We start from the raw sequence: 24,722 nt of genomic DNA, 5'->3' as shown, positions 1-24,722 counted from the left end.
GTTAATACCGGTACAAGTTACCTATTTATCCTGGTATGAAAACTACCCCCAATTCGACTCCCGTTCCTCGTCCCGGCGCTGCGTCGGGCGAGCCAGCTCCCCATGGCGATGATGCACGCCAACGTCGCGCGCTGGGCGACTTTCTGCGCGCGCATCGCGAGCGGCTGACGCCTGCGGCGGTCGGACTGCCGTTGCTCGGGCGACGTCGCACGCCGGGACTGAGGCGAGAAGAGGTCGCGCAGTTGTGCGGGCTGTCGTCGACCTGGTACACCTGGATCGAGCAAGCGCGGGAAGTGTCGATTTCGGCGGGTGCGTTGGCCGCGGTCGCCGGCGCGTTGCGGCTGTCGCGCGCTGAGCGGGCGTATCTCTTCGATCTGGCGGGCAAGCGCGATCCGGAGCGCGGCGCCGAGCCGTTGCCGCACCATGCCGCAGCACAGGTGCAGGCGGCGGTGGCTGCTGTGGCGGCACCTGCCTATGCGCTCGACCGGTGCTGGGACGTTCTCGCATGGAACGACGCGGCCGCCGATATCTTCCGGGGATGGCTCGACGTGCCCGGTGCGAAAAATCTGCTGCGCTACATCTTTCTCGATGCCGGCGCGCAAACGCTGATTCAGGACTGGGAGCGCCGAGCGCAACGGGTCGTTGCCGAGTTTCGCGCGGAATGCAGTGCTTATCTGGACGACACGCCTGTGCGTGCGCTGACCGACGTCTTGCAACGCGAGAGCAGCGTGTTCGCTGCACTGTGGTCGCAGCAGGACGTCGTGGAGCGCGAAGGCGGACGGCGCGGCTTTCGCCATCCAGTACGGGGCGATATCGACTTCGCGCAGGTCACCTTCCGCCTGTCGGGGCACGACGACGTCAAGCTGGTGATGTTGCTGCCCTGAGCTTGTGACGTCGTCCGTGCCGTGCGTCTGTCAGACGGCAGGACGCAACCATTGCACGAAGAGCGTGGCGCTGGCCATGCCGAGCAGCGTCATGACGAGCGAGCCCCCGACATGCACGATCACGATGAGCGACGCCCAACCGATCTGCCCCTGACGCAACAGCGTGGTGACTTCGGCCGAAAACGTGGAGAACGTGGTGAGGCCGCCGAGAAACCCGGTGACGATCAACAGACGCCACTCGACCGGGATCGACGGAAAGTGACTGAAGAGCGCGACGGCGACCCCGATCAGATAGCCGCCCACGAGATTGGCGGCGAGCGTGCCGAGCGGTAGTGTCGGCAGGATCGCGTTGAACTGTACGCTGAGGACCCAGCGCAGCAGCGCGCCGAGTGCGGCCCCGATGCTGATGGCGAAGACCGAAGCAAACATGGGTGACTCCTCTGCCAAGCGGATAAAAAAAACGGTCAGTCCTTCAGGACCGACCGCTCTCGCCTCTCAAGCGAAGACTACGGGCATTGCCACAGGACTTAGTCCTTCGGGAACGACGTGGCGCCGCCGTGCGCGCCCGACCACTCGGCCGGTGCGTGCAGGAATTTCTCAACTTCGTCGAGCGTCTTCGTGTCGAAGTGGTTCTGCTGCTTGGCAACGCGCAGCACGTCCCACCACGTGGCGAGCGAGTGCAACTGGACGTCGATGTCCTTGAGCACCTGACGGCTCTCCGGGAAGATGTCGTAGTGGAAGATCACGAACACGTGATTCACGCTCGCACCGGCTTCACGCAGCGCCTTGCAGAAGTTGATCTTGCTGCGACCGTCGGTCGTCAGATCTTCCACGAGCAGCACGCGCGAGCCTTCCGGCAGATCGCCTTCGATCTGTGCATTGCGACCGAAACCCTTCGGTTTTTTGCGGACGTACTGCATCGGCAGCATCAGCTTGTCGGCGATCCAGGCGGCGAACGGAATGCCTGCGGTCTCGCCACCGGCCACCGTGTCGAACTGCTCGCAGCCGACGTCCTGAATGATGACGGCCTCGGCGAAGTCCATCAGCGTACGGCGCACACGCGGGTACGAGATCAGCTTGCGGCAGTCGGTGTAGACCGGGCTGGCCCAGCCCGAGGTGAAGATGTACGGCTTCTCGGCGTTGAAATGCACCGCGCCCACTTCGAGCAGGATCTTGGCGGTGATGTCGGAAATCGCCTGGCGGTCGATGCCAATCATGATGCGGTTCCTTAGCATAGCTGCCCGCCATGGGGCGTGCAGCCAGGAGTCATGGGTAAGTCGGCGGGGCACCGCAGCGCGTAGGGCACTGTGGCTGCACGCCGTCTCAGGCGGCGGGTCTGCACGTCTTGCGACGACCGACCGGCGCTTAAACGCGAATTATGCCACAAGTTTCAGCAAATGCGAGGCCAATTATGCACTGAGCGTATATTTCTGATCGGGGAAATACGCGCGGTGTGCCCGCACGGCGCATATGAAAAATCGTCTCCGATAGATGAGTCCAAAAAAAGAGACAGTTGCCGAGCCTTTATGACAGGCATACACTCACGCCGAAAATTCAGACCCGTCGGACGTGCTCATGCCAAACGATTCCTCGCCCTCGCTTGCGGTTACCGCTGTCCCGCAAGACCACGCTTACGCGAACCGTGCCCTCTGGGCCTCGGCCATCGGCTACGCCATGGACGGCTTCGATCTGCTGATTCTCGGCTTCATCCTGCCCGCCATCGCGGCCGACCTTGCGCTCTCGAGCGCGCAGTCGGGGGCACTCGTCACCTGGACGCTCGTGGGCGCGGTCGTGGGCGGTATCGTCTTCGGCATGCTCTCCGATCGCTACGGCCGCGTGCGCGTGCTGTCGTGGACGATCCTGCTCTTTGCGGTGTTCACCGGTCTGTGCTCGCTGGCTCAAGGGTACTGGGATCTGCTGGCCTACCGGACGATTGCCGGTATCGGTCTGGGTGGCGAGTTCGGCATCGGCATGGCGCTGGCGGCCGAAGCGTGTGCGCCGGAGCGCCGTGCGCGCGCGTCGTCGTTCGTGGGGCTGGGATGGCAGGCCGGTGTGCTCGCCGCCGCGCTGCTCACGCCGCTGCTGCTGCCGGTGATCGGCTGGCGCGGCATGTTCGCCGTGGGTCTGCTGCCGGCAGTCGTGTCGTTCGTCATGCGCCGCACGCTGGGCGAGCCCGAGATGTTCCTCGCGCAACAGAAGCAGCCGCGCGAACATGCCCCGCTCAAACTGCTGGTCAAAGACAGTGCCACCACGCGCGCGAGTCTCGGCGTGGCGATTCTGTGCTCGGTGCAGAACTTCGGTTACTACGGCCTGATGATCTGGATGCCGTCGTACCTGTCGAAGACGTTCGGTTACTCGCTCACCAAGTCTGCGATGTGGACGGCCGTCACGGTGCTCGGCATGGCGTTCGGTATCTGGCTGTTCGGTCGTCTGGCCGATCGCTTCGGTCGCCGCCCGACGTTTATCGGTTATCAGATCGGTGCGGTCGTGATGGTGTTCGTCTACGCCCAGTTGCAGTCGCAGTTTGCGCTGCTGATCGGTGGCGCGGTGATGGGCCTGTTCGTGAATGGCATGATCGGTGGCTACGGCGCGCTGATTTCGGAGTTGTATCCGACGGCCGCCCGTGCAACGGCGCAAAACGTGCTGTTCAATATCGGCCGCGCCGTCGGCGGTTTCGGGCCGCTCACGGTCGGGGCGCTGGCTGCCGCGTATTCGTTCAAGATGGCGCTCGTCTTCCTTGCCGGCATCTACGTGCTCGACATTCTCGCCACGCTCTTCCTGATTCCGGAGCGTCGCGGCGAGGCGCTGCAATAAGGCGCGACGCACGTCACAGTGTCCTCATCTTGCCCGCGCGGCAGGCGCCGCGTGCGGCATCCCGCTTTCGGCGCAAGGTGTACACTTTGCGTCCTGCGGTGCCTCCGGCGCACCGTCAGTCCAGCGATCCGGCGCGCGCAAGCGCGGCATGCCGGATCGGGGAGGCGGCGGTCATCACACTGCCGCGCAGAGAAGACGACCGTCGACGACACAATCGTCGAATCCCTCCGGTTGGCGCTTCCCCGCCGTGATCCGTTAAAAGACGGCTGAACCCAGACGCTGCCCGCATGCGGCAGGGGCCGGCCGTCGCCCTGTCCTTAGGTATCGAGATATGGATGAACAACTGAAACAAAGCGCCCTGGCGTACCACGAGAATCCGCGTCCGGGCAAAATCTCGGTGACGCCGACCAAGCCGCTGTCGAACCAGATCGATCTGTCGCTGGCCTACTCCCCGGGTGTCGCCTACGCCTGCGAAGCGATCGCCGAAGATCCGCTGGCAGCCAATCGTTACACGTCGCGCAGCAACCTCGTCGGTGTGATTACCAACGGTACTGCCGTGCTCGGTCTGGGCAACATCGGCCCGCTCGCCGCCAAGCCGGTGATGGAAGGCAAGGGTTGCCTGTTCAAGAAGTTCGCCGGTATCGACGTGTTCGACATCGAACTCGCCGAGCATGACCCGGACAAGCTCGTCGAAGCCATTGCCATGCTCGAGCCGACGCTCGGCGGCATCAACCTCGAAGACATCAAGGCGCCGGAGTGCTTCTACATCGAGAAGAAGCTGCGCGAGCGCATGAAGATCCCCGTCTTCCATGACGATCAGCACGGCACCGCCATCATCGCTTCGGCCGCCATCCTCAACGGCCTGAAGGTCGTCGGCAAGGACATCGCCAAAGTGAAGCTGGTCTGCTCGGGCGCCGGCGCTGCCGCCATCGCCTGTCTGGATCTGCTGGTGAACCTCGGCCTGAAGAAAGAGAACATTCTCGTTCTCGACTCGAAGGGCGTGATTCACACCGGCCGCGACAAGCTCGACGAGAGCAAGGCGCGCTACGCCGTGGCGACCGAAGCCCGCACGCTGGCCGACGCGAGCAACGGCGCCGACGTGTTCCTCGGTTGCTCGACCGCCGGTGTGCTCACGGCCGAAATGGTCAAGACCATGGGCCCGAAGCCGCTGATTCTGGCGCTCGCCAACCCGGAGCCGGAAATTCGTCCGGAAATCGCGAAGGCTGCGCGTCCGGATTGCATCGTTGCGACCGGCCGTTCGGACTACCCGAACCAGGTCAACAACGTGCTGTGCTTCCCGTTCATCTTCCGTGGCGCGCTCGACGTCGGCGCGACCACCATTACGGAAGAGATGAAGCTCGCTACCGTGCGTGCCATCGCCGAGCTGGCGCAGGAAGAAGAGCAAAGCGAAGAAGTCGCGCGCGCCTATGAAGGCCAGTCGCTCGAGTTCGGTCCGGAATACATCATTCCGAAGCCGTTCGATCCGCGGCTGATCATCAAGATCGCTCCGGCCGTGGCGCAGGCAGCCATGGACTCGGGGGTGGCCACGCGTCCGATCAAGGACATGGACGCCTATCGCGAACAACTCGGCACGACCGTGTATCGCACCGGCTTCATCATGCGTCCGGTGTTCGCCGCTGCCCGTGCGCGCTTTGGCAACGACGCTGCCCGTATCGTGTTCGCCGAAGGCGAGGACGAACGCGTGCTGCGTGCCGCCCAGTTCGTGCTGGCCGAGCGCATCGCCAAGCCGATCATCATCGGCCGTCCGGCCGTGGTGGAAATGCGTCTGCAGAAAATCGGCTCGAAGCTCAAGCCGGGCGTCGATTTCGAGATCGTGAATCCGGAAGACGACACGCGTTATCAACGCTGCTGGCAGGAGTATCACAACCTCGGTGCGCGTCACGGTGTGACGCCGGAAGTCGCCAAGGCCGCCATGCGCAAGGACAACACGCTGATCGGCGCGATCCTCGTGCGTCTGGGCGAAGCCGACGGCATGGTCTGCGGCATGATCGACACGTACCACCGCCATCTGGATGTGGTCGATCAGGTGCTGGGCCGCGCCGCGGGTGTCGAGAACTACGCCGCGATGAACCTGCTGATGCTGGAGAACCGCAACCTGTTCATCAGCGACACCTACGTCAACGAGGTGCCGACGTCGGAGCAACTCGCCGAGATGACGGTGCTGGCCGCGAAGGAAATCGAGCGCTTTGGCATCGCCCCGAAGGTGGCGCTACTCTCGAACTCGAACTTCGGCAGCGTGAAGTCGGCATCGGCCCAACGCATGGCCCGCGCCTGCGAACTGCTCGCCGCACGTGCGCCGGCGCTGGAAGTCGACGGTGAAATGCACGGCGACGCGGCGTTGTCGGAGACGATTCGTCGCGCAGCGTATCCGGCATCGCGTCTGTCGGGCGAGGCGAACCTGCTCGTCATGCCGAATGTGGAAGCGGCGAACATCACGTACAACCTGCTCAAGATGACGGGCGGCGAAGGCGTGACGGTCGGCCCGTTCCTGCTGGGCTGCGCCAAGCCGGTTCACATCCTGACGCCGGCGGCGACCGTGCGCCGTATCATCAACATGACGGCCGTGGCAGCCGCCAACGTCAGCCGTTGATGATCGGGATGGACTGGCCGCCGCGATAATCGCTGGCGGTCGTGTCTGCCGAGCGCGCGAGAGCGCATAAAAAAATCCCGCCAGACGCTCGCGCGCTGGCGGGATTTTTGTTGAAACGACGCCCTGGACGATCAGGCCGCCGCGCGATGCGAACCGCCATCGCGCAATTGCGCGAGCAGCTTCGTCCACTTGATGCGCGTGGCAGCGAGGTTCTGCTCCTTGACATGCCCGTAGCCGCGAATTTCCTGCGGCAGTTCGGCCAGTTGCACGGCCAGCGACACATTGTGTTCGTTCAGACGCGAGATCAGTTCGCTTACCAGCGCTTCATACTCGCCGATCAGCGCCCGCTCCGTGCGACGCTCTTGCGTGCGGCCGAAGATATCGAACGCACCGCCGCGCAGGCCCTTGAACTTCGCCAGCACACCGAACGCCTTCATCATCCACGCGCCGTAGGCCTTCTTGACCAGATGCCCCTTGTCGTCGTGTTTGGCCAGCGACGGCGGCGCGAGATGGAAGCGCAGTGTGAAGTCGCCTTCGAACTGCTCGTTCAGCTTCTTCATGAACGCCGGATCGGTGTACAGACGCGCTACTTCGTATTCGTCCTTGTACGCCATGAGCTTGTACAGCGCACGGGCGACGGCTTCGGTCAGCGGCATCTGCATGGCGCCGCTGGCGAGCGCCGTTTCGGCGGCGCGCACACGATCCACCGTTTGCTTGAAGCGCTCCGCGTAGGCGCGATCCTGATACGCCACGAGTTGGTCGTAGCGACGCTGGATCAGCGTGTCGAGCGCGTGCGGCGAGTGCAACGTGATCAGCTTGCCGCCCGCTGCGGACGACTCCGGCGCTTCGTTCTGCTGTGCCAATCGACGCACAGACGCCAGATCGTGTGCTGCGCGACGGCCCCATTCGAACGCCTGCTTGTTCTTCTCGATGGCGACGCCGTTCAGTTCGATGGCGCGTGTGAGAGCCGCGTAAGAGAGCGGCACCCAGCCCTTTTGCCAGGCGTAGCCCAGCACGAACGGGTTGGTGTAGATCGTGTCGCCCAGCAGACGCAGCGAGAGGTGATTGGCATCGACGAAATCGACGCTCTCGCCCGCTGCGGCGCGGATATCGTTCTCCGTGCTTGAGCCGGGGAAGCGCCAGTTCGGATTGCGGATGAACTCGGCCGTGGGCGTGTGTGCGCTGTTGACCACGATGTTCGTCACGCCATGCTGTACGCGCGAGAGCGTGTCGTCGCTCGCCGTGGTGATGGCGTCGCAACCGATCACCACGCGCGCGTCGCCCATGGCGATGCGCGTGGCGTGAATGTCTTCCGGTTGCAGTGCGATCTGCACGTGGCTCGTCACCGCGCCGCCCTTCTGCGCGAGACCGGTCACGTCGAGCGTTGTGACGCCCTTGTTCTCCAGATGTGCGGCCATGCCGAGCAAGCCGCCGATCGTGACGACGCCCGTACCGCCCACGCCCGTCACGAGAATGCCATACGGACGCGTGATCGCCGGCAGCGCCGGTTCGGGCAGCGGCGGCAGACCGCTGCTGTCGACCTGCGCCGTCTTGGGCTTGCGCAGTTGACCGCCTTCGACCGTCACGAAGCTCGGGCAGAAACCGTTCAGGCAGGAATAGTCCTTGTTGCAGGTCGACTGGTTGATCTGACGCTTCGTGCCAAATTCCGTCTCGAGCGGCTCGACCGACAGACAGTTCGACTTCACGGAGCAATCGCCGCAACCCTCGCAGACCGCTTCGTTGATGACCACGCGCTTGGCCGGATCGGGATACGCCCCGCGTTTGCGGCGGCGGCGCTTCTCGGTGGCGCAGGTCTGGTCATAAATCAGAATCGAGGTGCCCTTGACCAGCCGGAGTTCGCGCTGCACGCGATCCAGTTCGCTGCGGTGATAGACGGGAATGTCGCCGACGAGCTTCACGCCGTCGTATTTCTCGGGTTCATCCGTCACGATGACGATCTTTGCCGCGCCTTCGGCATCGACCTGCGCCACGATCTGCGGCACGGTGAGCGTGCCGTCCACGGGCTGGCCGCCGGTCATGGCGACCGCATCGTTGTAAAGAATCTTGTAGGTGATGTTCACCTTCGACGAGATCGCCGCACGAATCGCGAGCAGCCCCGAATGGAAGTAGGTCCCGTCGCCCAGGTTGGCGAAGATGTGTTCGTCGCACGAGAACGGCGCCTGTCCGATCCAGGGCACGCCTTCACCGCCCATCTGCGAGAAGGTATCGGTCTTGCGGTCCATCCACACGGTCATGTAGTGGCAACCGATGCCGGCGATCGCGCGCGAGCCTTCGGGCACATTGGTCGACGTGTTGTGCGGACAGCCCGAGCAGAACCATGGCTTGCGTTCGGCCGCAACGCGCGGCTTGGCGAGCGCTTGCTCCTTCGCTTCGATCACCCGCAGGCGCGCGGCGATGCGCTCGCGCACGTCGCTTGGCAGCTCGAACTTCTCGAGACGCGTGGCGATGGCCTTGGCAATGAGGGCGGGCGAGAGTTCGTAGTGCGCCGGCAGCAGCCAGTTGGCCATCGGCACGGACCATTCGCCACCGGCGCCGTCCTTCTCGTCGAACTTTCCGTACACGCGCGGACGCACGTCGTCACGCCAGTTGTACAGCTCTTCCTTGATCTGATATTCGAGGATCTGACGCTTCTCCTCGACCACGAGAATTTCCTGCAACCCCTGTGCGAACGCGCGCGCACTCTGCGCTTCGAGCGGCCACACACAGCCCACCTTGTACAGTCGGATGCCAATGCGCTGGCAGGTCGCTTCGTCCAGTCCCAGATCGGCGAGCGCCTGACAGACGTCGAGATACGCCTTGCCGCCGGTCATGATGCCGAAGCGCGCATTGGGCGAGTCGATCGTCACGCGGTCGAGCTTGTTGGCACGCACGTAGGCGAGGGCGGCGTACCATTTGTGGTCGATCATCCGCGCTTCCTGCACCAGCGGCGGATCGGGCCAGCGGATGTTCAGGCCGTCGGGCGGCATGATGAAGTCGTCCGGCAGGCGGATGTCCACGTTGTGCGGATCGATCATCACCGAGGCCGACGATTCGACCACGTCCGTCACGCACTTCATCGCGACCCAGAGGCCGGAGTAACGGCTCATCGCCCAGCCATGCAAGCCGTAGTCGAGATATTCCTGAACGTTCGACGGATACAGCACGGGAATGCCGGCTGCCTTGAAGACGTGTTCGGACTGATGCGCGAGCGTGGAGGACTTGGCTGCGTGGTCGTCGCCGGCGAGCACCAGCACGCCGCCATGCTTGGACGAGCCGGCCGAGTTGCCGTGCTTGAGCACGTCCATCGAGCGGTCGACGCCGGGGCCCTTGCCGTACCACATGGAGAACACGCCATCGAACTTGGCGGGGTATAGATTGACCTGCTGCGAACCCCACACGGCGGTGGCGGCGAGGTCTTCGTTCAGGCCGGGCTGGAAGACGATGTGATGGCTGGCGAGGTGCTGTTTGGCTTTCCACAGCGACAGATCCAGGCCGCCTAGCGGCGAGCCGCGATAGCCGGATATGTAACCCGCGGTGTTGAGGCCGGCGGCAGCGTCGCGCGCCTGTTGCAACATCGGTAGCCGGACCAAAGCCTGGATGCCGCTCATGTACGCGCGACCGCGCTCAAGCGTGTATTTGTCGTCGAGCGTGACCGATTCTAGGGCGGCCAACAAGCTCGGATTGACGGGGGCGTTCATGGGGTGTGCTCCTCACTCTCACTGATTTTGGGATCGCCAAAACTTCTTGCCCCTCCCGCTCTCGTGAAGCAGGACGGCAGCGGTGAATGCCGGCCTTTGTTTATTGCTTTCCCGGGTGCTCACTTGCATGAGGTCATCCATCGAGCGGGCCTTTTATCGTGATGCTGTTGCCAGTCGGACTTATGTTAGCACCGGTGTCAGGGCGTTGCCTGACGGTAACGGTGCCGCTTCATAGGTGCCGATCGGGGGCAGTATAACGAGGATTATGACGTTTACGTAAACGTAAGATGGATGGCGTAAACCCTTGTCTGACGTTTTCGTGCTGCCCCCCTCACATTACCCATAGGTGCGTCACCGAGACGCACTGCTGCTTTCGGATTTCGCCTCAAAATGACGGCATTGTGTCGCGATTATGTCGGCAACCGTCCGTTTGTCGGTGCCTTCTGACACACGGGTAACAACGTGTAACGATTCGGGGCGACCGGGAACAGACCGGGCAGAATGGCAACTAATGCCTTACCCGACACGTTGGGTACGTACTTAGCGCACAGTTTGTGCGTGTAGCAATAAAGCGATACGCAAGAAAGGAGTCACTGTGAATCAACGAAACATCGCCAAATTCCTGCTGGTTTCCGCTTCGTTCCTGACCCTGGAAGTGAGCGTCGCTCGCGCCGATGAAATGGCGCGCGACAAGACGGCCGAACCTACCCCCATTACGCAGACGCAGCAGCGAACCACGCAACAGCCGCAGCGTTACGAAGGCCCGCTCGACCAGCGCACGATCGATCCGCGAGAATTCCAGCGCCGCTAATGCGGCCTCATCCCCGCTGAGCGCGTTGCCCTGACGGCGACACGTTCCGGCTCACCAAGGCGCCGCCTCGACAAGGTTGGCGCTTTTTCTTTGTCCCTGGGTTCCCGAGCATCTCGCTGTAATCTGTCGTAACCGTCGAATTCGGGCGATATCTTCCTGAAAATGAAAATAATGCGCAATAATGTTGCGCATATATACCAATAATGGGGAGAGAGATGTCAAAACTGGAACTGGACAAGATCGATCGCCGGATCCTCGCCTTGCTGCAGAGCAATGGCCGGCTGTCCAATCTTGAAATCGCCGAGCAGGTCCGACTGTCGCCGAGTCCCTGTCTGCGACGCATCCGACGCCTTGAAGAAGCCGGCGTCATTCGCGGCTACGTTGCGCTGCTGGAGCCAACGCGACTCGGTCTCGGTCTGCTTGCCTACGTGAACGTTCGGCTCGACAAGCGGCATCCCGGCGACGGGGAGGGCGGCTCGGTCATCGAGCACTTTCGCAGCGTGGTCGATACCTGGACGGAGGTGGTCGGCTGCTACGCGATGGCGGGCGACATGGACTATCTGTTGCGCGTGCATGTCCGCGACATGGCGCACTTCTCGCGATTCATGCAGACGCAACTGATCGTGCATCCGAGCGTCGTCGACGTCAAAACGAGTTTCGTGCTCGATCAACTCAAGGAAACGACGGCGCTTCCGTTACCGTGAATCGACTCACGTCGTCATTGTGACGAAGACAAAAAAACCCGGCCAATCGACCGGGTTTTCTTTTGCGCGGGATGACTGACGTCCGGGTCAGGCTGCGCGCTGATTCGGCAGGAGCGCGCCGAACAAACGGCGGGCGTTGCGAAGCTGACGCTTGACCGCGTAATCGAAGGCGGCAACCTGATCCTGCATCATTTCCGAGAGCATCGACTGCGTGTCGGCCGGGGGCAGGCTCAGATAGGCGTCGGCTTCGCCGTAAGCGAAGTTGATCTCCATGCCAGCCTTCTTCGCAATACGCATCATGCGGGCGTTGCGCGAGAGGCAGTGCATATACAGGGTGTCGACGCGCTTGTTGCGGCAATGGATGGCGGCGCGCTCGAACAGACGGGAGCCAATGCCACGGCCGCGTGCCGATTCAAGCACCGAGACGCCGAATTCCGCGACACGGCCGTTCTTGCCTTCCGGCAGTTGGGCAACGTGCGCCACGGCGACGAGCGCGAGATTGTCGTCGTAGACCCCAAACACGCTGTCACGCGAGAAGTCGAGGCTGGCAACGTAACGGGTGATCACGTCGTCGGTGACGGCCTGGCCGAAGCGCAGCAGGCGGTCTTCTTCGCCGAGCGCCAGGAAGTGGCGCTGGAGTCGGTGGATGTCGCCGGAGGTCAGCTCACGAATCATCACGCTCGACCGCTCGTTGGCGGCAACCGTCGCGTGGGCGACGTCGGGCGTGTGGTTCGGGGCAGTCATGGCGAAATCCTTAGGTATTCATAGTGCGTGTACTGAATTGTGCGACGCAAAAGAATTATACCTGAACGAGTAGGTAAAAACCCTAGGAAATAAATGACTGTCGTGGAGGGAAGTGTCTAAGTTGCTGAAGCGCGGCGTCTTTTCTGGATGTAACCCTCAACGAGGTCCCCCTGGGAGTTGTTGCGAGGCAACAAAAAAGGGCGACAAATCGCCCTTTTTCATGTGAGTGATGACTGACTTCAGGCGCGCGTGGGCGTTGCCGCGGCCGGAATGGCGGCTTCGATACCGCCTGGCAGCGGGGCGACGAGGCCATGTTCGAGCACGGCGATCACTTCATTGGCGAAGTCGCGATACCGCATGCGGCCGCCGGGTTTGAGCCAGGTGAAGGTCCAGTTGATCATGCCGAACAGCATCATCGTGAGGGCCGTCTGGTTGTGCTTGGCCACCCGGTCGGGGAACGCACGCGAGAGTTGGCGGGCAAAGGCGGCTACCACGTCGCGCTGGCGATTGAGCACGATCTCGCGTTGTTCGTCGTTCAGGAACTTCACGTCGTTGAGCAGCGCGATGTGACGTGTCTGCGACGTCTCGTACTCATCGAGAAACGCGCGGATCAGTTCGTGGAATGTGTCGCGCTCGGACAGCCCGCGGCGTTGGCCCAGTGCCTCGACCTCGGTGACGATCAGCATCAGGCGCTTGGTATAGCGCTCGAGCAGATCGAACAGGATGGCGTCCTTGCTCGCGTAGTAGTGATACAGCCGGGCTTTCGAGGTGCCGCACGCGGCGGCCAGCTCGGACATCGACGTGCTCGGATAGCTCGCGCGGGCGAAGGCCTCGGCGGCGACGTCGAGAATCTGTTCGCGCTGCGATTCGTGATCGGGCGCTTTGGTACGTGCCATAAACGGGGGTTACTCCAGTCGTAGATCGCACGCGGCGGGCGCCGTGGTGTCGCCGCGCAACGCGAGCCGGCCTGCCGCACCGAGTTCGCGGCAGCGCCACAACAGAAAACTGTCAGTCGCAAAAAAACCTTCGACGCGGGACATCATCTCCCCGAGAAACGTGGCCATCGGCGTCCAGTCAACGGGGGCCCGGTTCAGAATCTGGTCGTCGATCTCGGCGAACGTCGCCCCTTCGAAGGTGTTGTGCACCCAGCGGCGCACCTGTGTGTTCACTTGTTTGAGCGCCCGCCATTCCAGCGACAGGCGGCCAATCCGCAATAGCGAAATCGGGGCGATCCGAGCGAAGCGCTCGGCCAGTACTTCCGGCGCATACATGCCGACGCTGGTACGTCGCTCTGCGGCTTGCGGCGCGCCGGGCGTTGCCAGATCGCCGCTGCGCAGCACGATTTCGTTCAGCCGGGCAGGGGTGTTGCGCAACATGAATGCCACGCGCCGCAGCGTCAACTGATCCGACGCGCTGTCGCCATGCCAGCAGACCACGGCGCTCTCGCCTTCGACCAGACGTTGCAGCGATGCCAGTTCCTCGCGTAGCTCGCCTGCGTAGTCGCGACCGGCCGACGGCACCACGCGTTGCCAGAAGGCGGCCCGCTGCCGCTCGTTCTCGTCGATTTCGCGCAACGGGCCAATGGCCAGATCATCGCGCAGGACAAGCACGGGGTCGGCGCGACGCGCTTGCGCCATCGCCGCACGCAACTGCTGTGCGGCGATATCGCCACAAACGACATGGATGGTATTCATCCCGGTAGTTTACGGTATTCCCGCACCCTCGGGTTGACGCTCCCGTAATGCCCGAAATAATCGACGCATTGGCAGGATTTCACGCATGTTCCGGCCGCGTTGACGTAGGGTTCGCACGGCGTGGCAAACAGGCGTTCGACATCTCGACGCGATGCGACGTGACCGCCACCGCCCCGCGATGGCTTGCCGGATTAGCGCGCATGTCGCGTAGACTGCGGCGCGCAAATCCGGCGCAAGCCCTCAACGCTCGTCGTAGCTCACCACCACACGCTCGGTGAGCGGGCGCGCCTGACAGGTCAGCACGAAACCCTGCTCGACTTCGTAATCTTCCAGCGTGTAGTTCTTTTCCATGGCCACTTCGCCCTCGAGCACCTTCGCGCGGCAAGTGCAGCACACGCCACCCTTGCAGGCATACGGCAGCGACAGGCCCGCGGCCAGCCCCGTATCCAGAATGCTCTGGCCCTCATACGGCTGGCGCAGACGACGCTCCTTGCCGTCCATCACTACGACCAGTTCGGCCATTGGCGTGTCGTCCGTGATGACGACCGGTTTGACCGCCGCCGGCGCGCTCGGCACACCGAACCGCTCGACGTGAATCTTTTCCTTGGCAACGCCCGCGGCGGCGAGCGCAGCTTCGGCGGCGTCCATCATCGGGCCCGGGCCGCAGATGAAAGCTTCGTCGATGCTCGACGCCGGAATCAGCGTCTCGAGGAAGGCCGTGCACTTGTCCTGATCGAGCAGGCCGTTGAACAGCTCGACTTCCTGCGCTTCGTCCGACAGCACGTGATACAGGCGCAGGCGGCCCAGATAGGTGTTCTTCAGGTCTTCGAGCGCTTCGGCGAACATGATCGCGGGCACCGAACGGTTGCCGTAGACCAGTGTGAACTGGCTGTCCGGCTCGGCGGCCAGCGTGGTCTTGATGAGCGCGAGCATCGGCGTGATGCCCGAACCGCCGGCGAAGCCGACGTAGTGCTTGGCGTTATCCGCGGCAAGACGCGTGAAAAAGCGGCCATCCGGCGTCATCACGTCGATCTGCTGTCCCGGCTTCAACTGGTCGTTCGCGAAGTTCGAGAACTTGCCGCCCGGCACGCGCTTGATGCCGACGCGCAGTTCGCCCGTGGCTTCGTACTCGGGCACCCCGACGCAGATCGAGTAGGAACGACGGGCTTCTTCGCCGTCGATCTCGGTCTTGAGCGTGAGGAACTGGCCTTGCGTGAAACGATAGGCGTCGCGCAACGTGTCCGGCACCGTAAAGGCGATGGAGATGGCGTCGGCGGTTTCGGGCCGGATTTCGCGGATGGTCAGCGAGTGGAATTGCGGGGTCGTCATCGTGGGCTTCCTTGCCGCCCGGGTGCGGGTGCCGACGGGCAGAGTGTCGGCATCGCTACGCGCGAAGCGGGATCAGTCGGATCAATCAATAGGGCTTGAAGTAGTCGAACGGCTCACGGCACGTGCGGCAACGGTAATGCGCTTTGCAGGCGGTCGAGCCGAAGGCCGATACGACTTCGGTGTCGGCCGAGCCGCAATGCGGGCACGGCACACCGTCCTTCGGACGTCCGTAGAACGTGATCTTGCGCGGGGCATCGGCGGCCACGGCATGCGCGCCGGTGGGGGGCGCAATGCCGTAGCTGCGCAGCTTCTCGCGGGCTTGCGGGCTGATCCAGTCCGTCGTCCACGCGGGGGCGAGCACCGTCTTGACGTGCCACGGGCCGAGGCCTGCGCGCGTCATGGCCGCCGCGATGTCCTCGGCGATCTGCTGCATCGCCGGGCAGCCCGAGTACGTCGGCGTAATCACGATCTCGAATGCCGCTTCCCCGCGGTCGTTCGCGACGACGCGCACGTCGCGCAGAATGCCGAGCTCCCGGATCGATACGACCGGAATCTCGGGATCGGGCACCGCTTCGAGCGTCTGCCACGCGAGCGGCAATGACGCCTCCGAGGCCGGCGTGAGCACGTCGGGCGCGACCGGCGGTGTGAGCGGAAGATTCATGGTCGGATCGGTGTCCAGGGCGGCAAACGAAGGCATCGCCGGGCTTACCAGGTCGCGCCGGGATGCTGGCGTGCCAGTCCCTGCATTTCGCCGAGCAGATAGCTCATGTGCTCGGAGTGATGACCGAATTTGCCCGTGCTCTCGAACGCGCCGCCGACCGGTGCGGTGAGCGTGGCTTCGGCGAGCGCGTCGCTCACCGTGGCTTGCCAGGCGTCCTTCAGGTCGGCCATCGTGACGCCCGTACCGGCGGCGGCCACGGTGTCTTCGAGCGTGTCGCGCTTGAAGATCTCGTTCATGTACGGCACCAGATAGTCGAGCGCGGCCTGCGCGCGGCGGTGCGATTCCTCGGTACCGTCGCCGAAGCGCACGAGCCAGTCGCGCGCGTGATGCAGGTGGTAATGCGCTTCTTTGACCGACTTGGCCGCGATGGCGGCGAGCTCGGTGTCGGCCGACTCTGCGAGGGCCTGCCACACCTCGACCATCAGGGCCGAGTAGAGGAAGTTGCGCACAATCGTCACGGCGTAGTCGCGTTCTGCCGCGGACGTACCGGCCGTCGGGCCGTAGTGGGGCAGCTCGACGAGCGTCCAGTTGCGGAACGCGAATTCGTCGCGCCAGAAGGCGTAGTCGTCTTCCTGCTTGGTGATGCCGGTGAGATCGGTTTCGAGCTTGGCGGCGTGCTGATACAGCATGCGCGCCTGGCCGATGAGATCGAGGCTCAGGTTGGTGAGCGCGATGTCTTCTTCCAGCACGGGGCCGTGACCACACCATTCCGCATTACGCTGACCGAGGATCAGCGCGTTGTCGGCGAGGCGCAGCAGATAGGACAGGTGTTCCTGCGTCGGTTTCATGTTCTGGGGTCTCGCATGGGGCGCGCCGTTCGTATGAATCGCGTGGATTCGCACCGGCGCACCGCCGCTTACATGTGGTTCACTTCTTCCGGCAACTGGTAGAAGGTCGGATGGCGGTAGATCTTGTCGGCGGCCGGATCGAACAGCTCGGCCTTGTCTTCCGGTGCCGATGCCGTGATGGCGACCGACGGCACGACCCAGATGCTCACGCCTTCCTGGCGGCGCGTGTAGACGTCGCGCGCCATGCGCAGCGCCATGTCGGCGTCGGCGGCGTGCAGACTACCGCTGTGCTTGTGCTCGAGGCCCATCTTGCTGCGCACGAACACTTCCCAGAGGGGCCATTCCTTGTTGCTTGCTTGCGTCATGATCGTTCCTGATGTCTTGTGAGGGGCGGGTCGCAGGCGGCTCAGGCGGCCTGCTTCTCGGCGCGCTGGCGCTGCTTGGCGGCGTGCGCCAGTGCGGCGTCGCGCACCCAGGCGCCTTTCTCGTGGGCGGCGACACGCGTGCCGACACGTTCCTTGTTGCACGGGCCGTCGCCGCCGACCACGCGCCAGAATTCGCTCCAGTCGATCTCGCCGTAGTCGTGCGCCTTACGGGCTTCGTTCCACTTCAGATCCGGGTCGGGGAAGGTCACGCCGAGTACCTTGGCCTGTTCGACGGCGGCGTCGACGAACTTCTGACGCAGGTCGTCGTTCGAGATGCGCTTGATGCCCCACTTCATGGTCTGCGTGCTGTGGATCGACTCCTTGTCGCTCGGGCCGAACATCATCAGCACCGGCCACCACCAGCGGTTCACGGCTTCCTGCACCATGTCGCGCTGGGCTTGCGTGCCGCTCATCATCGCGAGCAGGGCGTCGAAGCCCTGACGCTGGTGGAACGACTCCTCCTTGCACACGCGAATCATGGCGCGGGCGTAAGGACCGTAAGAGCAGCGGCACAGCGGCACCTGATTCATGATGGCGGCGCCATCGACGAGCCAGCCGATCACGCCGACATCGGCCCACGTGAGCGTCGGGTAATTGAAGATGCTGGAGTACTTGGCCTTGCCGGAGTGCAACGCGTCGATCATCTGGTCGCGCGACGTGCCGAGCGTCTCGGCCGCCGAATACAGATAGAGGCCGTGACCGGCTTCGTCCTGCACCTTGGCGAGCAGAATCGCTTTGCGCTTGAGGCTCGGGGCACGCGAGATCCAGTTGCCTTCCGGCAGCATGCCGACGACTTCGGAGTGCGCGTGCTGCGAGATCTGGCGCACGAGCGTCTTGCGATACTCGGCGGGCATGTAGTCCTGCGGCTCAATCTTCTGATCGGCGGCGACGCGTGCGTCGAAGCGGGCTTGTTGCGCCTGCTCCGCCTCACTCAGGGCGAGAACAGCGCCCGGGCCCTTGGGGCTGTTGCCGGCCAGATCGATGGCTTGCGTATACATAGAGGAAGGCCTCCGCGGCATGTGGGGATATGGAACGCATTATAAACCGACCGGCCGGTCGGTCAATAAATGTTTTCCATGATATGGCGAAGGTGATTGCGAGGGTAATGGGGGAGCGAGCGCCGGGGGAGGGGGAGTCTCCCGGCGTGCCGGGCGGTTAGCGCTGCGGCTGCCCGAAGTGCTCGCGGTACTGCTGTGGCGACACGCCGAAGCGTCGCTGGAAGACCTTGCGCATATTGTGCGGATCACCGAAACCGCATTGCCAGGCCACGGTCTTGAGCGGCGCGTTACCGTTCTCCAGCATCACCCGGGCAGCATCGACGCGGGCGGCGCTTACGAAATCGGCGGGCGTGACGCCGGCGTCGCGCGCGAAGACCCGAGAGAAGTTGCGCACGCTCATCTTCGCCACCGCTGCCAGATCGCCCACCGAGAGCGGATCGGCCAGATGCTCCAGCACGTATTGCTGCACTTGAGCGACCGGCGAGTTCGGTTCGACGTAAGGCGTCAGGTATGGGCTGAACTGTGACTGTCCGCCCGAGCGCTGCGTGAAGACGACCAGACGCTTCGCGACATTGAGTGCCACCTCCTGCCCGTGATCCTGCGCGAGCAGGTGCAATGACAGGTCGATTCCGGCCGTGACTCCCGCCGAGGTATAGAGGTTTTCGTCCTGCACAAACAGCCGATCCGCCTCGATGTATGCCCCGGGCGCGCGTTCGGCGAGCACATCCACGTCGTTCCAGTGCGTGGTGACGCGCTTGCCGTCGAGCAATCCGGCCGCCGCGAGCACCAGCGCACCGTTGCAGATGGATCCGTAGCGACGCGCCCGCGGCACCATGTCGTGCAGCCACCGATAGACGTTAGGACCCAGAGCGTCGGTGAGCAGCGACGGGCCACCGGCCACCAGCAGCAGATCGAGATGGCCACCCACGTCCTGATAGTGGCGGCGCGGCATGAGTGCCATGCCGTTCGAGCAGGTGATGGCGCCGTGCTGCGTGCCGACGACCTCCGTCTGATAGTGGTCGCCGGGCAAAAGGAAACGATTGGCTTCCGCGAAGACATCCAGTGGCCCGCTCACGTCGAGCGATTGCACACCGGGAAAAACCAGCAAGGCGACGTGACGGATCATGAGAGGGAGGAACGCTGGCAGTGATGCGCCGCATTTTGGCAGAAAGCGGCGCCTTGGGACGTTGTCGGCCGCACGTTGGCCCGAAGATGCCGCGGGTTGGCGCGATCGGGCCGCGCGCGGCGGGGGATGCGATTGCGCGCCGCTCCGAAAATCGGTGGTGTTGGCGACGGCAAGGGCTGTCGCGATGTTTCCCTTCCCCACCGAGAGGTTATCCATGCCCAATCAAGCGACTTCATCTGCCGTTCGTTTCCCGGACGAGGCCTCGTTGGTCGAGCGCGTCGGCCCGGCGTTTTCCGTCGACGGCATGCTCATGGCGCGTCACAAGACCCGCGCGGCCATCCGCGATATTGCCGCCCGAGTGCGCCCGGGCATGGTTGAGGAAGACGCCGTAGCCATGGCCAAAGGCGTGCTCGTGGCCGCAGGGCTGGCGCTGAGTTGGCATCCCACGCGTGTGCGCTTCGGTAAGAACACGCTCAAGCCGATGCGTCAGGCGTCCGAGCCGGGCGTCGTGTTGGGGGAAAACGATCTGTTCTTCATCGACATCGCCCCGCGCTTCGAGGCGTGGGAAGGGGACGGCGGCGCGAGTTTCGTGGTCGGCGAGCACGCCGAATACGCTCGCTGCGCCCGCGACGCCGAGGCGCTCTTCCATGACGTGCGCGCCAAGTGGCAGCGCGAAGGGGCGACCGGTCAGGCGCTATACGCCTATGCCGACGAGGTCGCCAGACGCATGGGCTGGACGCTGAATTTCGATCTGCCGGGGCACCGGGTGTCGGACTTCCCGCATGCGGCGATCCACACCGGCTCGCTCGCGGACTTCGAAACGACGCCCTCGGCCATGCGATGGATTCTGGAAATCCACCTGCGCGATCCGCAGCAGCGCTTCGGGGCGTTCTTCGAAGACATGCTGCTCGAGGATTCGTACTACTGATTCGGCAGTTCAATTCGCACATTTCACACCGTTGTCGCATACGCGCCACGCGTAGCGGCCGCGGTATGAGCGGCATGTCGTCCCGGGAAACTTGTTTGCTATACTGAGAACAATTCTCATTTGCAAATCAGGTGCCTGAGCCATTCAGTCACACCTGGCCCGGGGACAGGAGGGGCGTATGCCCGCCGACGACACGCTGCCGCGCGATACCACGCTGCAGGGACTCTACACCGACCATCACGGCTGGCTGCATGGCTGGCTCCATCGCAAGACCGGCTGTTCGCACCGCGCCGCAGATCTGGCGCACGACACGTTCGTGCGTCTGCTTGAGCGCGATCCGCCACGCATGCTGGTCTCGCCGCGCGCCTTCCTCACGACCGTGGCCCAACGCGTTCTCTATAACGACTGGCGTCGCGCGCAGATCGAGCGGGCGTACCTCGATGCCCTTGCACAACAGCCGGAAGCGCTCGTGCCGTCGCCCGAAGCGCGTGCCATCGTGCTCGAGACGCTGCTGGAGATCGATCGCTGCCTCGACGGTCTGCCTGCCCTCGTCAAACGCGCCTTCCTGCTGGCGCAACTCGACGGACTGACCCATCGGGAGATCGCCGCCGCGCTGGGAATTTCTTTAGCGACAGTCAAGCGTCATCTCGTGCGCGCCGGGACACAGTGCTTCTTCGCGATGGGCGCCGCATGACGCGCACCGCGTCAACCGTTCGCCCCTCGCCCGTCGGCGGTTTCGACGCGGATGTCGCGCAGCAAGCGGTCGAATGGTGGGTGACGCTCAATAGCGGCGACGCCACCGAGGCGTTGCGCGTGGCCTGCCTCCGCTGGCGCGACGCCCATCCCGAGCACGAGCGCGCGTGGCGGCATATCGAAAAGGCCGACCAGCGCATGCGCCATGTCTCCGGCACGCTCGGCGCAGCGGTTGCGCAGGCGGCGCTCAGGGCACCGCATTCGCGCGGGCGTCGTATGGCGGTGAAGGCGATTGCCGGCGCGCTGTTCGTGGGCACCGGAGCCTGGGTGGCGACCGATCCGCTGGCGGTTCAGTGGCTGCGAGCCGATGCGCGAACGGGGGTGGGGGAGCGCCGCACGCTGCGTCTGGCGGATGGCACCACGCTCGTCCTCAATACGCGCAGCGCCGTGCGACTGTCGATGGACGGCGAGACGCGCCGCATCACGCTCATCGACGGCGAAATCATGGTCACGACCGGCAAGGACGTCGGGCACGCGCCGCCCAGAGCGCTGATCGTGGCCACCGCACATGCGACGTTGCAGCCGATGGGCACGCGCTTCGCGGTACGTCAGACGGGACAGGGAGCCGACGGGGGCACGGTGCAGGTATTCGAAGGCGCGGTGCGTGTCGACCCTCTCGCGCCCAAGGCGTTCGGGCGGGAGGGGATCGACGCGTCAGGGGGCCGTCTGGTGCGGGCGGGAGAACAGACGCGGTTCACGTCGCGCGACGTGGCGACTGCCACGCCCCTCGGCGATGGCGACGGCGCGTGGGCTGACGGCATGTTCGTTGCCGTCGACATGCGTCTCGACGCGTTCCTTGCCGAGTTGGCCCGCTATCGACGGGGATACGTCCGTTGCGATCCTGCGGTGGCGGCGTTGCGGGTATCCGGCACCTATCCGCTGGGCGATACGGACGCGATTCTCGCCGTATTGCCACGCGCATTGCCGGTGTCGGTGGCGTTGGTCACGCGCTATTGGGTGACGGTCGGCCCGCGCGGCTGACGCGTTGCCGTCTCGTTTCCATTTTTTATCCGGTCAGTGAGCTGTTTCGTCGGTCTCGCGTGACAAGGGAAGTGAAACCTTCTCTCCATTGCCTGAACGAGATCTCACATCATGGCCGTCGCTTCACCCGATTTCCCGCGCGCTTCCCGCCGTTCCGGCGTTTGTGCGTCTCCCGACTTCCTTCCTGGTCTGCATCGTCGCAGCGTGGGCATCGCGGTGGCGGTGACGTTCGCCTCGGCGCTATCTGTTAGCACGGTGCATGCGCAGACGGCGGGCGAGCCGGAGGCGTCTGCCAAAGTCGCCGCCGGTGCCACCATCCGCGCTTATGACATTTCGGCCGGCTCGCTCGACACCGTGTTGACGCGCTTCGGCCGCGAGGCCGGCATTCTGCTCACCTACGCGCCCGCGTTGACGGCAGGGCGTCAGAGTCCCGGCGTGCAGGGTCGCTTCGACGTGCCAGCGGCCTTCGGGCAATTGCTGGCCGGCACGGGCCTGAGCGCATCGCCGCAAGGCGTGGGTTACACGCTGGTGCCACATGGTTCGCCGGCCGTCGCAACCCTGGCGTCCGGGGGTGGTTCGGGCGACGTGGCATTGCCGGCGACGCACGTTCAGGCGCAGGCGTGGTCCGATGCGTATCGTCTGCCGGCAGACGCCAACATCGCGCGCGCCGACACTCCGCTGCTCGACATCCCGCAGATCATCAACGTTGTGCCGCATCAGGTGTTGGCCGATCAGCGCGCCCGCACGCTTGACGACGCGCTGATCAACGTCAGCGGTATCGTGCAGGGCAACACGCTCGCAGGCACGCAGGACACGCTGCTCAAACGCGGCTTCGGCGGCAATCGCGACGGCTCGATCATGCACAACGGCATGCCGCTCGTGCAGGGGCGCGGGCTCAATGCGAACGCCGATGCCGTGGAAGTGCTCAAGGGGCCGACGTCGCTGCTCTACGGGATCATGGATCCGGGGGGCGTGATCAACGTGGTGAGCAAGCGTCCGCTGCTCAAGCCCTATACGGCGGTGAGTGTGGCTGGTACCACCTATGGTCATGGCAAGAACGGTGCGCAAGAAACGCTCGACACGACGGGGCCGATCGGCGATAGCGGTCTGGCGTACCGGCTGGTCGTGGATCAGAACAACCAGCAGTACTGGCGCAACTTCGGCTCGCAGCGTGAGACGCTGGTCGCGCCGACGCTTGCCTATTACGGACGCGACACGCAAGTGGTGCTCTCGTATGAGTACCGTAATTTCCTCACGCCGTTCGATCGCGGCACGGTCATCGATCCGACGACGAACAAGCCGCTCGCCGTGTCGGCGCGTGAACGTCTGGACGACGTGCACAACGAGATGACGGGGCAGTCGCATCTGGCGCAGATCACGGTCGATCACCAGTTCAATCCGGACTGGAAGGCGCATTTCGGCTACAGCTACAACACCGAGACTTACGACGCGGGGCAACTGCGTGTGAACGGCATCAACACCAGGACCGGGATTCTTTCGCGCAGTAACGACGGCACGCGCGGCTCGGATAGCACGGACAGTTACGGCATTGCGTATCTCGACGGCAAGGTGCATCTGGCCGGCATGCGCCATGATCTGCAATTCGGCGGCGATTGGGAGTACCGGCGCATCTACCGCCGCGATCTGATTCGTCAGGCAGCGACGTGCACGTTCAGTTACCTGGATCCGGTGTACGGCTGCGAGGTCATTCCAACGACCGTGTCGGCCAGCGACAGCGACCAGACGGATACGCTGCACGATGCTTCGCTCTTCTTCCAGGACGCCATTCACGTGACCGAGCGTTGGATCGTCGTGGGCGGCGTGCGTCTTCTGACCTACAGCCAACTGGCGGGAAAGGGGCGGCCGTTCCGGGTCAATACGAATTTGAGCGACTCGAAGTGGCTGCCGCGTGCCGGCGTGATCTATAAGGCGACGGACTACCTGTCGCTATATAGCAGCTACTCGGAGTCGCTCAAGCCGACGTCGACCATTGCGCCGCTGTCGTCGGGAGTGGTGATCGATTCGAACGTGGCGCCGGAGCACGCCAGGTCATACGAGGTTGGCGCGAAGCTCGACATGCCGAACGGGCTGAGCGGGTCGTTGGCCGTCTTCAATATCGACAAGCGCAACGTGCTGGTGTCGCAGTTCAACGACGCCACCAAGGCCACCGATTGGCGCACGTCGGGTGCGGCGCGCTCGCGGGGTGTCGAGCTGGATGTCTCGGGCCGAATCGGGCAACGCTGGAACGTGATCGCGAGCTACGCGTTCATCGATGCGAAGACGACGGACGATCCGCTCTACACCGGCAACACGCTGGTGAACGTGGCGCGTCACACGGCGTCGTTGGCCGGGGTGTATGACTGGGGGCCGGTGCTGGGCGATGGTGGCGGCAACTTGCGTCTCGGGGCGGTGGGGCGCTACATCGGGGCGCGTCCGGGGGATTCCGCCAACAGCTTCACACTGCCAGCGTATTTCGTTGCCGATGTGTTCGCCACCTACGACACGAAGATCGGCCGTCACCCGGTGCACTATCAGTTCAACGTCAAGAACGTCTTCAACAAGACGTATTACCCGTCGAGTGCAAGCCAGTATTTCGTCGCGATTGGCGATGCGCGTTCGGCCACGCTGTCGGCAACGTTCGAGTTCTGACGGCTGGGCGGCTGCCGTCGTGCGGCGGGGTGGTGATGCGTGTTGGTGCGAATGACTGCCGCGC

At 64.0% G+C, this 24,722-nt stretch carries 21 protein-coding genes; 9 read left to right on the top strand and 12 right to left on the bottom strand.

What is annotated here, in order from left to right; translation table 11 throughout:
• The first annotated feature begins 35 nt into the window (after positions 1 to 35).
• Positions 36 to 884, top strand: coding sequence for a helix-turn-helix transcriptional regulator (locus tag PI93_RS23285; RefSeq protein WP_039373163.1), 849 nt, complete (start codon positions 36 to 38; stop codon positions 882 to 884).
• Between the two features lie 30 nt (positions 885 to 914).
• On the opposite strand, the gene crcB is transcribed toward PI93_RS23285, so the two are convergent.
• On the bottom strand, positions 915 to 1,313 hold the full coding sequence (gene crcB / locus PI93_RS23280) for a fluoride efflux transporter CrcB (protein WP_039373161.1): 399 nt from the start codon (positions 1,311 to 1,313) through the stop codon (positions 915 to 917).
• Between the two features lie 98 nt (positions 1,314 to 1,411).
• Positions 1,412 to 2,101 (bottom strand): orotate phosphoribosyltransferase, encoded by a 690-nt coding sequence (locus PI93_RS23275; RefSeq protein ID WP_010806896.1) that lies wholly within the window; start codon positions 2,099 to 2,101, stop codon positions 1,412 to 1,414.
• A gap of 358 nt (positions 2,102 to 2,459) precedes the next feature.
• On the opposite strand from PI93_RS23275, the gene PI93_RS23270 reads away from it, so the two are divergent.
• Together PI93_RS23270 and PI93_RS23265 are read left to right on the top strand one after the other, a co-directional pair.
• Positions 2,460 to 3,698 (top strand): MFS transporter, encoded by a 1,239-nt coding sequence (locus PI93_RS23270; protein ID WP_039373159.1) that lies wholly within the window; start codon positions 2,460 to 2,462, stop codon positions 3,696 to 3,698.
• Between the two features lie 331 nt (positions 3,699 to 4,029).
• Positions 4,030 to 6,309, top strand: a complete 2,280-nt coding sequence (locus PI93_RS23265; RefSeq protein ID WP_039373157.1) for an NADP-dependent malic enzyme — start codon at positions 4,030 to 4,032, stop codon at positions 6,307 to 6,309.
• A 131-nt stretch (positions 6,310 to 6,440) separates the two neighbouring features.
• On the opposite strand, the gene PI93_RS23260 is transcribed toward PI93_RS23265, so the two are convergent.
• Entirely contained in the window at positions 6,441 to 10,007 is a 3,567-nt protein-coding gene (locus PI93_RS23260; RefSeq protein ID WP_039373155.1) for an indolepyruvate ferredoxin oxidoreductase family protein, read from the bottom strand.
• 595 nt (positions 10,008 to 10,602) lie between these two features.
• On the opposite strand from PI93_RS23260, the gene PI93_RS23255 reads away from it, so the two are divergent.
• Together PI93_RS23255 and PI93_RS23250 are read left to right on the top strand one after the other, a co-directional pair.
• Positions 10,603 to 10,818, top strand: coding sequence for a hypothetical protein (locus PI93_RS23255; RefSeq protein WP_039373154.1), 216 nt, complete (start codon positions 10,603 to 10,605; stop codon positions 10,816 to 10,818).
• Positions 10,819 to 11,033: 215 nt separating this feature from the next.
• Complete coding sequence (locus tag PI93_RS23250) at positions 11,034 to 11,522, top strand: Lrp/AsnC family transcriptional regulator (RefSeq protein WP_039373152.1); 489 nt, start codon at positions 11,034 to 11,036, stop codon at positions 11,520 to 11,522.
• 87 nt (positions 11,523 to 11,609) lie between these two features.
• Here PI93_RS23250 and PI93_RS23245 read toward each other — a convergent pair whose 3' ends face one another.
• The 9 genes from PI93_RS23245 to PI93_RS23205 form a co-directional block, all read right to left on the bottom strand.
• A complete protein-coding gene (locus PI93_RS23245) occupies positions 11,610 to 12,266 on the bottom strand; it encodes a GNAT family N-acetyltransferase (protein ID WP_039373151.1) in 657 nt (218 codons plus the stop codon).
• Between the two features lie 239 nt (positions 12,267 to 12,505).
• Entirely contained in the window at positions 12,506 to 13,162 is a 657-nt protein-coding gene (locus PI93_RS23240; protein ID WP_039373149.1) for a TetR/AcrR family transcriptional regulator, read from the bottom strand.
• Between the two features lie 9 nt (positions 13,163 to 13,171).
• Entirely contained in the window at positions 13,172 to 13,960 is a 789-nt protein-coding gene (locus PI93_RS23235) for a DUF1835 domain-containing protein (RefSeq protein ID WP_039373146.1), read from the bottom strand.
• A 240-nt stretch (positions 13,961 to 14,200) separates the two neighbouring features.
• Positions 14,201 to 15,289 carry a 1,2-phenylacetyl-CoA epoxidase subunit PaaE gene (gene paaE / locus PI93_RS23230; RefSeq protein WP_039373144.1) on the bottom strand — a complete coding sequence of 363 codons (1,089 nt, stop codon included), beginning with the start codon at positions 15,287 to 15,289 and terminating at the stop codon, positions 14,201 to 14,203.
• A gap of 85 nt (positions 15,290 to 15,374) precedes the next feature.
• Entirely contained in the window at positions 15,375 to 15,950 is a 576-nt protein-coding gene (gene paaD / locus PI93_RS23225) for a 1,2-phenylacetyl-CoA epoxidase subunit PaaD (RefSeq protein ID WP_052240860.1), read from the bottom strand.
• 44 nt (positions 15,951 to 15,994) lie between these two features.
• Positions 15,995 to 16,798, bottom strand: coding sequence for a 1,2-phenylacetyl-CoA epoxidase subunit PaaC (gene paaC / locus PI93_RS23220; protein ID WP_039373142.1), 804 nt, complete (start codon positions 16,796 to 16,798; stop codon positions 15,995 to 15,997).
• 68 nt (positions 16,799 to 16,866) lie between these two features.
• Complete coding sequence (gene paaB, locus PI93_RS23215; RefSeq protein ID WP_039373139.1) at positions 16,867 to 17,163, bottom strand: 1,2-phenylacetyl-CoA epoxidase subunit PaaB; 297 nt, start codon at positions 17,161 to 17,163, stop codon at positions 16,867 to 16,869.
• Positions 17,164 to 17,204: 41 nt separating this feature from the next.
• Positions 17,205 to 18,221 (bottom strand): 1,2-phenylacetyl-CoA epoxidase subunit PaaA, encoded by a 1,017-nt coding sequence (gene paaA / locus PI93_RS23210; RefSeq protein ID WP_039373136.1) that lies wholly within the window; start codon positions 18,219 to 18,221, stop codon positions 17,205 to 17,207.
• A 157-nt stretch (positions 18,222 to 18,378) separates the two neighbouring features.
• Positions 18,379 to 19,347, bottom strand: coding sequence for a GlxA family transcriptional regulator (locus PI93_RS23205; RefSeq protein ID WP_039373134.1), 969 nt, complete (start codon positions 19,345 to 19,347; stop codon positions 18,379 to 18,381).
• A gap of 214 nt (positions 19,348 to 19,561) precedes the next feature.
• On the opposite strand from PI93_RS23205, the gene PI93_RS23200 reads away from it, so the two are divergent.
• The 4 genes from PI93_RS23200 to PI93_RS23185 all read left to right on the top strand — a co-directional run bounded on the left by PI93_RS23200 (position 19,562) and on the right by PI93_RS23185 (position 24,658).
• Positions 19,562 to 20,275 (top strand): M24 family metallopeptidase, encoded by a 714-nt coding sequence (locus tag PI93_RS23200; protein WP_052240857.1) that lies wholly within the window; start codon positions 19,562 to 19,564, stop codon positions 20,273 to 20,275.
• 178 nt (positions 20,276 to 20,453) lie between these two features.
• Complete coding sequence (locus PI93_RS23195) at positions 20,454 to 20,969, top strand: sigma-70 family RNA polymerase sigma factor (RefSeq protein ID WP_039373132.1); 516 nt, start codon at positions 20,454 to 20,456, stop codon at positions 20,967 to 20,969.
• Positions 20,966 to 22,009, top strand: coding sequence for a FecR domain-containing protein (locus PI93_RS23190; protein ID WP_039373129.1), 1,044 nt, complete (start codon positions 20,966 to 20,968; stop codon positions 22,007 to 22,009). The genes PI93_RS23195 and PI93_RS23190 overlap by 4 nt, the downstream gene beginning before the upstream one ends.
• Positions 22,010 to 22,120: 111 nt before the next feature.
• A complete protein-coding gene (locus tag PI93_RS23185; protein WP_039373127.1) occupies positions 22,121 to 24,658 on the top strand; it encodes a TonB-dependent siderophore receptor in 2,538 nt (845 codons plus the stop codon).
• Positions 24,659 to 24,722 lie beyond the last annotated feature (64 nt).

The organism is Pandoraea fibrosis (genome assembly GCF_000807775.2).
Taxonomy (GTDB): Bacteria; Pseudomonadota; Gammaproteobacteria; order Burkholderiales; family Burkholderiaceae; genus Pandoraea; species Pandoraea fibrosis.
Note: the sequence above shows the minus strand (reverse complement) of the source record. Positions and strands in the feature narration are given on the sequence as shown.

Coding starts and splice junctions, on each gene's coding strand:
- PI93_RS23285 (WP_039373163.1), top strand. CDS start 36: ATGAAAACTACCCCCAATTCGACTCCCGTTCCTCGTCCCGGCGCTGCG.
- crcB (WP_039373161.1), bottom strand. CDS start 1,313: ATGTTTGCTTCGGTCTTCGCCATCAGCATCGGGGCCGCACTCGGCGCG.
- PI93_RS23275 (WP_010806896.1), bottom strand. CDS start 2,101: ATGATTGGCATCGACCGCCAGGCGATTTCCGACATCACCGCCAAGATC.
- PI93_RS23270 (WP_039373159.1), top strand. CDS start 2,460: ATGCCAAACGATTCCTCGCCCTCGCTTGCGGTTACCGCTGTCCCGCAA.
- PI93_RS23265 (WP_039373157.1), top strand. CDS start 4,030: ATGGATGAACAACTGAAACAAAGCGCCCTGGCGTACCACGAGAATCCG.
- PI93_RS23260 (WP_039373155.1), bottom strand. CDS start 10,007: ATGAACGCCCCCGTCAATCCGAGCTTGTTGGCCGCCCTAGAATCGGTC.
- PI93_RS23250 (WP_039373152.1), top strand. CDS start 11,034: ATGTCAAAACTGGAACTGGACAAGATCGATCGCCGGATCCTCGCCTTG.
- PI93_RS23245 (WP_039373151.1), bottom strand. CDS start 12,266: ATGACTGCCCCGAACCACACGCCCGACGTCGCCCACGCGACGGTTGCC.
- PI93_RS23240 (WP_039373149.1), bottom strand. CDS start 13,162: ATGGCACGTACCAAAGCGCCCGATCACGAATCGCAGCGCGAACAGATT.
- PI93_RS23235 (WP_039373146.1), bottom strand. CDS start 13,960: ATGAATACCATCCATGTCGTTTGTGGCGATATCGCCGCACAGCAGTTG.
- paaE (WP_039373144.1), bottom strand. CDS start 15,289: ATGACGACCCCGCAATTCCACTCGCTGACCATCCGCGAAATCCGGCCC.
- paaD (WP_052240860.1), bottom strand. CDS start 15,950: ATGAATCTTCCGCTCACACCGCCGGTCGCGCCCGACGTGCTCACGCCG.
- paaC (WP_039373142.1), bottom strand. CDS start 16,798: ATGAAACCGACGCAGGAACACCTGTCCTATCTGCTGCGCCTCGCCGAC.
- paaB (WP_039373139.1), bottom strand. CDS start 17,163: ATGACGCAAGCAAGCAACAAGGAATGGCCCCTCTGGGAAGTGTTCGTG.
- paaA (WP_039373136.1), bottom strand. CDS start 18,221: ATGTATACGCAAGCCATCGATCTGGCCGGCAACAGCCCCAAGGGCCCG.
- PI93_RS23205 (WP_039373134.1), bottom strand. CDS start 19,347: ATGATCCGTCACGTCGCCTTGCTGGTTTTTCCCGGTGTGCAATCGCTC.
- PI93_RS23200 (WP_052240857.1), top strand. CDS start 19,562: ATGCCCAATCAAGCGACTTCATCTGCCGTTCGTTTCCCGGACGAGGCC.
- PI93_RS23195 (WP_039373132.1), top strand. CDS start 20,454: ATGCCCGCCGACGACACGCTGCCGCGCGATACCACGCTGCAGGGACTC.
- PI93_RS23190 (WP_039373129.1), top strand. CDS start 20,966: ATGACGCGCACCGCGTCAACCGTTCGCCCCTCGCCCGTCGGCGGTTTC.
- PI93_RS23185 (WP_039373127.1), top strand. CDS start 22,121: ATGGCCGTCGCTTCACCCGATTTCCCGCGCGCTTCCCGCCGTTCCGGC.